Source organism: Myxococcus llanfairpwllgwyngyllgogerychwyrndrobwllllantysiliogogogochensis (assembly GCF_006636215.1).
Lineage (GTDB): Bacteria > Myxococcota > Myxococcia > Myxococcales > Myxococcaceae > Myxococcus > Myxococcus llanfairpwllgwyngyllgogerychwyrndrobwllllantysiliogogogochensis.
The window spans coordinates 1-7,728 of sequence record NZ_VIFM01000399.1; the positions used below are offsets into that span (position 1 = coordinate 1).

Below are 7,728 nucleotides of genomic sequence, written 5' to 3' on the forward strand. Positions count from 1 at the left end.
GCCCCGCCCCATCCCCAACGTCCGGTTGTACCTGACGAGCTTCAACCTCTTCCGCGTCAACCCCATTGGCCTGGAGACGCAGAACCGCCTGGTCATCCAGAAGCGGCTGTTCGACAGCGAGTCGCCGGTGATGCGCGACACGTTCGTCAACGCCGCGGCCCTCATCAAGGCCAACCCCGCCTCGCTCAAGGTGGGCCCGCAGTTTGAAATCCAGCCCATCGCCCTGCTCAACGTGCGCGCCAGCTACGAGTACACGCGCTTCCTGGGCACCATGGGCTTCCTCCAGTCGTATCCGAACCCGCTGCAGGACTTCTCGGATGACGCCCTGGACCTGCGCGAGGACAACGCCTACAGCACCAGCGGCCACCACTTCCTGGTGGAGCCGACGCTCCAGGCGAAGGTCGGCCCCATCGCGGTGCGCGCCAAGTTCAGCCTGGAGTACTGGAACCTGACGCTGCGCGATGGCGCGACGACGTTCTACGACCCGATGCTGGACTCGCTCCTGGCCGGCAAGGGCTGGGTCTTCACCAACGACTCGGACGTCGTCTACCTGTCCGGGCAGTGGATGGTGGGGGCGCGCTTCAGCGCCGTCTGGCCTCGTTACAACGAGGACCAGGGCGTCTCCGGCAACACCACCGTCGACAACAGCCACATGCGCGTGGGCCCGGTCGCCTCGTATGCCTTCAACACCGACGAGGGGACCATGTTCAACCGCCCCACGGTGCTCGGCATGGTGGCCTGGTACCTGAAGCACCCGAGCCGGCAGGAGGCCATGCCGTTCATGCTCCTCGGGTTCGCCTTCAACTCGGACCTGCTGGGCGGGCGCTGAGTCGTCCCAGCCGCGCTGAGCAGGAACCGCTCGCGAGGCCACACCGCGTGGCCTCGCGGAACGGGTGGGAAGCAAGGGCCGGAAGGCCCGTCCTTCCCGCCCGGGTTGTCAGTGGGCGTCGTCCGGGCCGTGCGCGTGGCCGTGCTCCAGCTCCTCGGCCGTCGCGGCGCGGACCTCGCGCACGGTGACGTCGAAGTGCAGCGTCTTGCCGGCGAGCGGGTGGTTGTAGTCCACCACCACGGTGTCGCCGCGAATCTCCTTGATGAGGAAGTCCACCTCGTCCCCCTCGGGGTCCGTGGCGGTCAGGATGCCGCCCTCGGTCAGCTCCAGCCCCTCCGGGAACTCTCCCCGGGGAACTTCCTCGATGCCTTCGGGGTCATGCGGCCCGTAACCATCCTCGGGGGGGATGACCACTGACAGGGAGTCCCCCTTGGCCTTGCCCTCCAGGGCCTTCTCCAGACCGGGGACGACCTCCTCGTGGCCCTGCAGATAGACGAGCGGATCTCCAGGCTCGCTCTCGTCCACCATCTTCCCATCGCCAAGGTGGAGCCGGAAGTCGATGGAGACGACACTGTCCTTCGTGATTTTCATGGCGCCTCTCTTAGCGCAGGCCGGGGTCCAACGCTCCCATCATGTGCTCGGTCGACCTGCGGGTGGGCATGGGAGCGAGCCCACTCGCCCGAAACCGGACGCAAGGGTTTTCAGGGGCCTGAGCGCGGTGGTCGGGCACTCAGGTCCAGCGCGCGGCTCCGAGTACTCCGCTCGATGCGACCCTCCAGACGAACGATGCGGCGCCGGTGGTCTTCCGGCAACTCCGCCGCCGCCGACAAGCGCGCGTGGCTCAGCGCGCCCGCGAGGTCCTTGAGGGAGTGCTCGTACAGCTTGGTGAGCTCCAGGTGCAGCGTCGCCGCCTGGAATCCTCGAGCCGTGACCAGGGCCTGGAGCAGGTGTTCGGCCGCGACGAGGGGCTCCCCCGCCATGCGGGCCAGCCGGGATGCCAGGGCATGGGCCTCCACCCCCACCGTGCCGGAGCCACCCGTCGCCGCCTGGGCGAAGGCCCGCGCCCGAGCATGGTCTCCCGCCCGGAGCGCGACTCCCGCGAAGCCCAGGAGATCCCGGGGGTCCTCACCAGGGAGCACGGCGGTGCCGTCCCCTGCCCGGAAGCGGCGCACCAGTTCTCCCAGGAGCGCGGCCAACAGGAGCAAGTCGTTGGCGTTGTGCTCCAACACGGGCGTCAGCGCCGAGCCGTCCCCGCCGCGCAGATAGCGGAAGTACAGCTCCGGAATCAGCGAGCCGTCCACGTCGTCGACGCGGCGGTGTCCGAGCACCTGCTCCTCCACGTGGACCAGGCGCGTGCCCGCCCCCCGGTGCTTGAAGACGCGGCGAGCGCAGTGCAGCAGGTCCAGGTGCGGCAGCTCCGGGGGCGTCGCGACGCGGTTGAGCACGAAGCGCGTGCGCAAGAGCGGCCAGTCGAAGCTCTTGCCGTTGAAGGTGACCAGGCACGACGACATGGCCATGCGCGCGGCGAGCACGCGCAGCATGGGGGCCTCCTCGCCCAGCTTGCGCAGGAAGAGCTGGTGGACGCGCAGCGAGCGGCCCTCGAACCACGCGAGCCCCACGAGGAAGGGCACGGTGCCGGTGCCGCCGGCGAGCCCCGTGGTCTCCGTGTCCAGGAAGAGCATCCGCTGGAAGTCCACCCCCGCCAGCTCCTCGTGCAGCGCGAGCCGGGCGACCAGGGCCCCCTCGACATCCAGCGCCCCGGCCACAGGCGCGGTGCCATGCCGATGCTCCGAGGACAGCAGGGTCTCCGACACATGGACCGTCCCGTGCGGCGTCTCCTGGGGGATGACGGGAAGCGGTCCCGGACGAGGCTTCGCGGGAGCCGGGCCTCGGCGCGCGGCCGTCTGCCCCTGACGCTCGGACCAGTCCGCGAGCATCCGCCGGAGGGCCTCGATGCGAGGGTCCTTCGAAGAGGAGGGCTCGGTGTCCGACGGAGCCTCCGGGACACCCCGCCGCGCCGTGGCCGCGCCGTCTTCGGGCGGACTTGTGGGTGACGAAGCCTCCGAGGTCACACCATCGACGGGCGTGACAGGCGGCCCATCGACTCGCGCCAGGTCCTCCGCGCGAGGAGGAGGCTCGGTCAGCGTGGCCACGCGATTCGTCGCGGGCTTGCCTCCCGGGCCTACCCCCGTCAGTCGCGCCAGCTTTCGCTTGAGGTCCACGCGCCGGGTCTCCGTCTACTGCACGCCAGCGATACCGAGCACCGACAGGAGCTCCAGCCCCAGTCGCTTGCGCGGATGCGGATCCACCGGAGCCTGTCCGGGCATGACGCCCGAGGCGGGACCGATGCAGGCGGGGCAACCCTCCTCGCAAGCGCAGGACTCCAGCAGGCGCCGCGCGCGCACGAGCAACTCGTCCCGCTGGTCGAAGAGCCGCGCGGCCAGGCCCACGCCGCCGGGCACGTTGTCATAGAGGAAGATGGTGGGGTCGAACCCCACGCCACCGTCCTTGCGCGGAGGCCCGTCCGCGTCGTCGCGGCTGCCGAGCGTCTTGCCCACGTCCCTCGGGTCGATCATCAACCCCACGCACGCCACGGTCCGCAGCGCGGTGGCCACGCCGCGGAGCGCGTCGATGACGGCCGGGCGCGGTGAATTCATCGAGCGCACCACCGACTCCGGCACCGTCAGCCAGAGCGACGTGGTGTGCATCTGCATCTCCGGGAGCGCCACGTCGCCGTAACCGACGTTCTCATGCGTGTGGTACTTGATCTTCTTGTAGCCCACCACCTTCTCGATGACGCTCACCTCGCCCATGCCGGCCTGGAGCTCCGGGCCCATGGGCGCGCTCTGGTCCTCCTGGATGACATTCACGCGCACGTACGTCATCGCGTCCGTGAAGTAGTCCGGCGCCACCTTGCGGACGAAGGCCTTGTGGTTGTCGTAGTCGAACTGCTCGACCTGATACTGCTCACCCTCGTGCTGGTAGATGGCCTGCTCGTGCAGCATCGTGTGCGCCGAGCGGAAGTCCATCTCCGCCAGCGTCCGGTCCGTGCCGCGCTCGATGATGACGACGTTGTCCCAGCCCACGCTGCGCAGGGACACGTGGTTGGCCGGGTACGCATCCGAAGACCAGTGGAACACGCGCCGGCCACCCTCCCCGGCCGTCGGATGCACCACCTCGTGCTGCGCGAGGAACCCCAGCGCCTCCGCCGTGGACTCCGGCGGCACGTCCCCGAAGGGCTCGCCCTCCTCGAAGGGCAGCTCGAAGGAGGCGCACTTGAGGTGCTGGACGAGAATCTCCACGTTGTCCGGGTCGATGCGCGCATGCTCCACCGGCGCGCCGATGAGGAAACGCGGGTCCGCCGCGAGGTACTGGTCCAGCGGGGCACTCGACGTCACGAGCAGGGCCAGGCTGCCCGCGCCTCGACGTCCCGCCCGACCGAAGCGCTGCATCAGCGCGGCGACCGAGCCCGGGTAGCCCGCGCACACCACGGCATCCAGCGAGCCGATGTCGATGCCCAGCTCCAGCGCGTTGGTGGCGACGACACAGCGCACGTCTCCCGCGCGCAGCGCCGCCTCCGTGGCCCTGCGCGTGCCCGGCAGGTAGCCGCCCCGGTAGCCCTGGATGAGCGACGGGTCCAACTTCTCCTCGACGAACCTGTCCCGCAGGTACTTGAGCATCACCTCGATGTTGTTGCGCGACTGGCCGAACAGCAGCGTGGACACGCCCGCGCGCACCAGGTCCGCCGTCAGCCGCACCGACGTCTTCAGGTAGCTGGCGCGGATGCCCAGCTCCGCGTTGACCACGGGCGGGTTGAAGACCATGACCCGCCGCTCTCCGGACGGGGCGCCGCTCTCCGAGACGAGCTCGACGTCAGTCCCGAGCATCCGCCGTGCATGTGCCTGGGGATTGCCAATGGTGGCCGAGGCCGCGATGAACACCGGGTCCGAGCCATGGAAGCGCGCCACGCGTCGCAGCCGGCGCAGGACGTTGGCCAGATGCGAGCCGAAGACACCGCGGTACGTGTGCAGCTCGTCGATGACGACGTAGCGCAGGTTGGAGAACAGGCGCGCCCAGCTCGCGTGATGCGGGAGGATGCCCGTGTGCAGCATGTCCGGGTTGGTGAGCAGGACGCCCCCGCGCTCCCGAGCCGCTCGCCGCGCATCCGCCGGTGTGTCGCCGTCGAAGGTGATGGCGCCGTGGGACAGCCCCGCCTCGCGCATGAACGCGCGCAGGGACTCTTCCTGGTCTCTCGACAGCGCCTTGGTGGGAAACAGGTACAGGGCCCGTGCCTGCGGCTCCCGCGCGAAGCGATCCAACAGCGGCAGGTTGTAGCAGAGGCTCTTGCCGGAGGCCGTTGGCGTAGCAATGACCAGGTTCTTGCCAGCGCGGGCCAGGCGGAAGGCCTCGGCCTGATGGGAGAAGAGCTGATCGACACCCCGCTGGCGAAGGGCCTCGCGGACCTGGGGGGCCACCTCGTCGGGGATGGGGGCGAAGGAGCCCACCCGGGCGGGCGTCGCCTCGTCGAGCGAGAAGCAGGGCCCCAGCCCCTTGTCCGCCTTCCACTGCTGAAGCACGGTGTCCAGGCCCCGGGGGGCGTTCCAGGGGGTGCGGCGGGGGCCACCAAAGGCCCCTTCTTCCTTCTCGAACTTCATGGGTCGGGCACTGTACAGGCGTGTACCCGCCCGGACAACGCGAACGCGCCCAGGGCGCGAGGGACGGCGCTCGGCTAGGGTGCGCCGCCCGTGGCCCTCGCCATCTTCCTGTTCACCTACGTCTTCATCGCCGGCGCCCGGCTCCCCTTCATCAAGCTGGACCGCCCTGGAGGCGCGCTCCTGGGCGCCGTGCTGATGGTCGTCCTCGGGGTCGTCACTCCCGCCGAGGTCTTCAACCACAGCGAGAACCCCGCTCGACACGCCATCGACGCGGACACCATCGTCCTGCTGCTCGGGATGATGCTGCTGGCGGCCTACATGTCCCAGGCGGCCTTCTTCCGCACGGCGGGCGCGTGGGCGGTGCGGCGGGCTCGCACGCCCCGGCTGTTGCTGCTGGCGGTGACGTTCATCTCCGCGGCGCTGTCCGCCTTCCTCGTCAACGACACCGTGTGCTTGATGCTCACGCCCCTGGTGCTCGCCACGGTGGAGGACGCGCGCCTGCCGCCCGTGCCCTACCTGCTCGCGGTGTGCATGGGCAGCAACAGCGGCTCGGTGGCCACCTTCACCGGCAATCCGCAGAACATGCTCATCCAGGGCGCGTCGGGAATCTCGTATGCGAGCTTCGCCGCGTACATGGCCCTGCCCGCGCTGTTGTCGACGGTCATCGTCGCGGGCGCGCTCGTCTTCATCTTCCGCAAGGAGCTGACGTCGACGCGCTTCGAGCCCCATCCCCCGCCTCCTCCCGTGGACCGGGGGCTGCTGGCGCTGACGCTCACCGTCATGGCGGGCGTCGTCGTGGCCTTCTTCGCGGGCCTGCCCATGAGCTGGAGCGCGCTCGCCGGCGCCGCGCTGGTCATGGCCCTGTCTCGCAGGGAGCCTCGCGAGGCGCTGGAGCGCGTGGACTGGGTGTTGCTGCTGTTCTTCGCCAGCCTCTTCGTCGTCGTCTACGGCGTGAACAAGGACGGCTGGGCGGAGGACATCCGCCTGTTGTTCGCGCCGCTGATGACGGGGCCCTCGTGGAGGGAGACGCTGGGCTTCGCGGGGCTGACGCTGGTGGCGTCCAACATCTTCAGCAACGTGCCCTTCGTCATGCTCGCGCGCTCATGGGTGCCCGCGCTCCAGAACGTGGAGCTCGGCTGGCATGTGCTGGCGCTGGGCTCCACGCTTGCGGGCAACCTCACGCTGGTGGGCAGCGTCGCCAACCTCATCGTCTTCGAGGCGGCGCGCGAGAAGGTGGACATGAGCTTCCTGCGCTACCTGCGCGTGGGGGTGCCCGTCACGCTCATCAGCTTCGTGGTCGGGCTCGCCGTGCTCCTCCTGGAGCACGCCCTCTTCTAGGGCCCGCCCCGGAGTGCCGCGCCGACGCTAGGTCGGGTCCGGGTCGGGGTCCGGCAGCTCACCCGGGGCCAGGTCCGACTCAGGCGGCTTCGGCGGCTCCACCAGCACCGGCGCGACATTGTCCGGCGACGAGGAGATGGGGTGGTCGGGCAGCGTCGGGCCCCCGCGCCTGTCTCTCGGCGTCAGGTCCTTCACGAAATCCAGCGCCACCTGGTCCAGCATGAGGGTCATCGCCTGGCGGAAGAGGTCGGGGTCCTTGCCCACCTTGAACGGGTCCAGGTGCGCGGCACCGGACTCCACCTGGTCCACGGAGAACGGGTGTCGCCACACCTCCGAGCGCCCATCCAGCGTGAACATCCGCCCGTACCCGCGCAGGAAGGCGCCCGCGTGGCCCTTCTTGCTGCGCATGCCGTACTCCTGCACGACGAACTCGACGACGGTGTCCGCGCCCAGCGGCGCCACCATGTCGTAGTCCGGCGCGTTCGCCGGGACTTCCTCCACCAGGAAGCTCTCCAGCACTGAAGCCACGCGCGCCGGGTCCACCGTCGCCGTCCACGGCGCCTCGCGCGGCAGCTGCGTCAGCGTATTCACCCGCAGCCGCTCCGAGATTTCGAAGCGCGTCACCGCCTGCTGGAGCTTCACCGTGAGCCGTCGGTCCGCTTCCACGGGCTCGAGTTTCTTGAGCTTGTCGCCGTATGCGGCGTCTTCACGGAATACGAAGCTGCGAGGTCCCGCGCCGTCCTCGATGCGGGAGATGAACGCAGGGCGGCGCACGCGGTCCAGGTCCGCGCCGGCCAGCCGTTGCGACGCACAGCCGGCGACGAGCGCCAGCGTGAGAAACGGGAGGAGGCTTCGCGTCATGCCCTGACATTTACCCCATTGCGGGGGTGCCCGCCCCTGTCTCTT

General features: G+C 69.7%; 6 protein-coding genes. 2 read left to right on the forward strand and 4 right to left on the reverse strand.

What is annotated here, in order from left to right; genetic code table 11:
• Positions 1 to 829 (forward strand): hypothetical protein (locus FJV41_RS46665; RefSeq protein WP_141649091.1); only part of this gene is annotated, 829 nt, incomplete at its 5' end.
• A gap of 108 nt (positions 830 to 937) precedes the next feature.
• Here FJV41_RS46665 and FJV41_RS46670 read toward each other — a convergent pair.
• The 3 genes from FJV41_RS46670 to FJV41_RS46680 form a co-directional block, all read right to left on the reverse strand.
• Positions 938 to 1,420, reverse strand: a complete 483-nt coding sequence (locus FJV41_RS46670) for an FKBP-type peptidyl-prolyl cis-trans isomerase (RefSeq protein ID WP_141649092.1) — start codon at positions 1,418 to 1,420, stop codon at positions 938 to 940.
• Between the two features lie 110 nt (positions 1,421 to 1,530).
• The gene (locus FJV41_RS46675; RefSeq protein ID WP_141649093.1) at positions 1,531 to 3,051 is read right to left on the reverse strand and encodes a ribonuclease H-like domain-containing protein; all 1,521 of its coding nucleotides are present in this window, start codon (positions 3,049 to 3,051) and stop codon (positions 1,531 to 1,533) included.
• A 15-nt stretch (positions 3,052 to 3,066) separates the two neighbouring features.
• A complete protein-coding gene (locus FJV41_RS46680) occupies positions 3,067 to 5,484 on the reverse strand; it encodes a DEAD/DEAH box helicase (RefSeq protein WP_246137857.1) in 2,418 nt (805 codons plus the stop codon).
• A gap of 90 nt (positions 5,485 to 5,574) precedes the next feature.
• Between FJV41_RS46680 and FJV41_RS46685 the strand changes: the two genes are divergently transcribed.
• The gene (locus FJV41_RS46685) at positions 5,575 to 6,822 is read left to right on the forward strand and encodes an ArsB/NhaD family transporter (RefSeq protein ID WP_141649094.1); all 1,248 of its coding nucleotides are present in this window, start codon (positions 5,575 to 5,577) and stop codon (positions 6,820 to 6,822) included.
• 27 nt (positions 6,823 to 6,849) lie between these two features.
• Here the strand turns inward: FJV41_RS46685 and FJV41_RS46690 are convergent, their stop codons facing one another.
• The gene (locus FJV41_RS46690; RefSeq protein WP_181791443.1) at positions 6,850 to 7,683 is read right to left on the reverse strand and encodes a hypothetical protein; all 834 of its coding nucleotides are present in this window, start codon (positions 7,681 to 7,683) and stop codon (positions 6,850 to 6,852) included.
• Positions 7,684 to 7,728 lie beyond the last annotated feature (45 nt).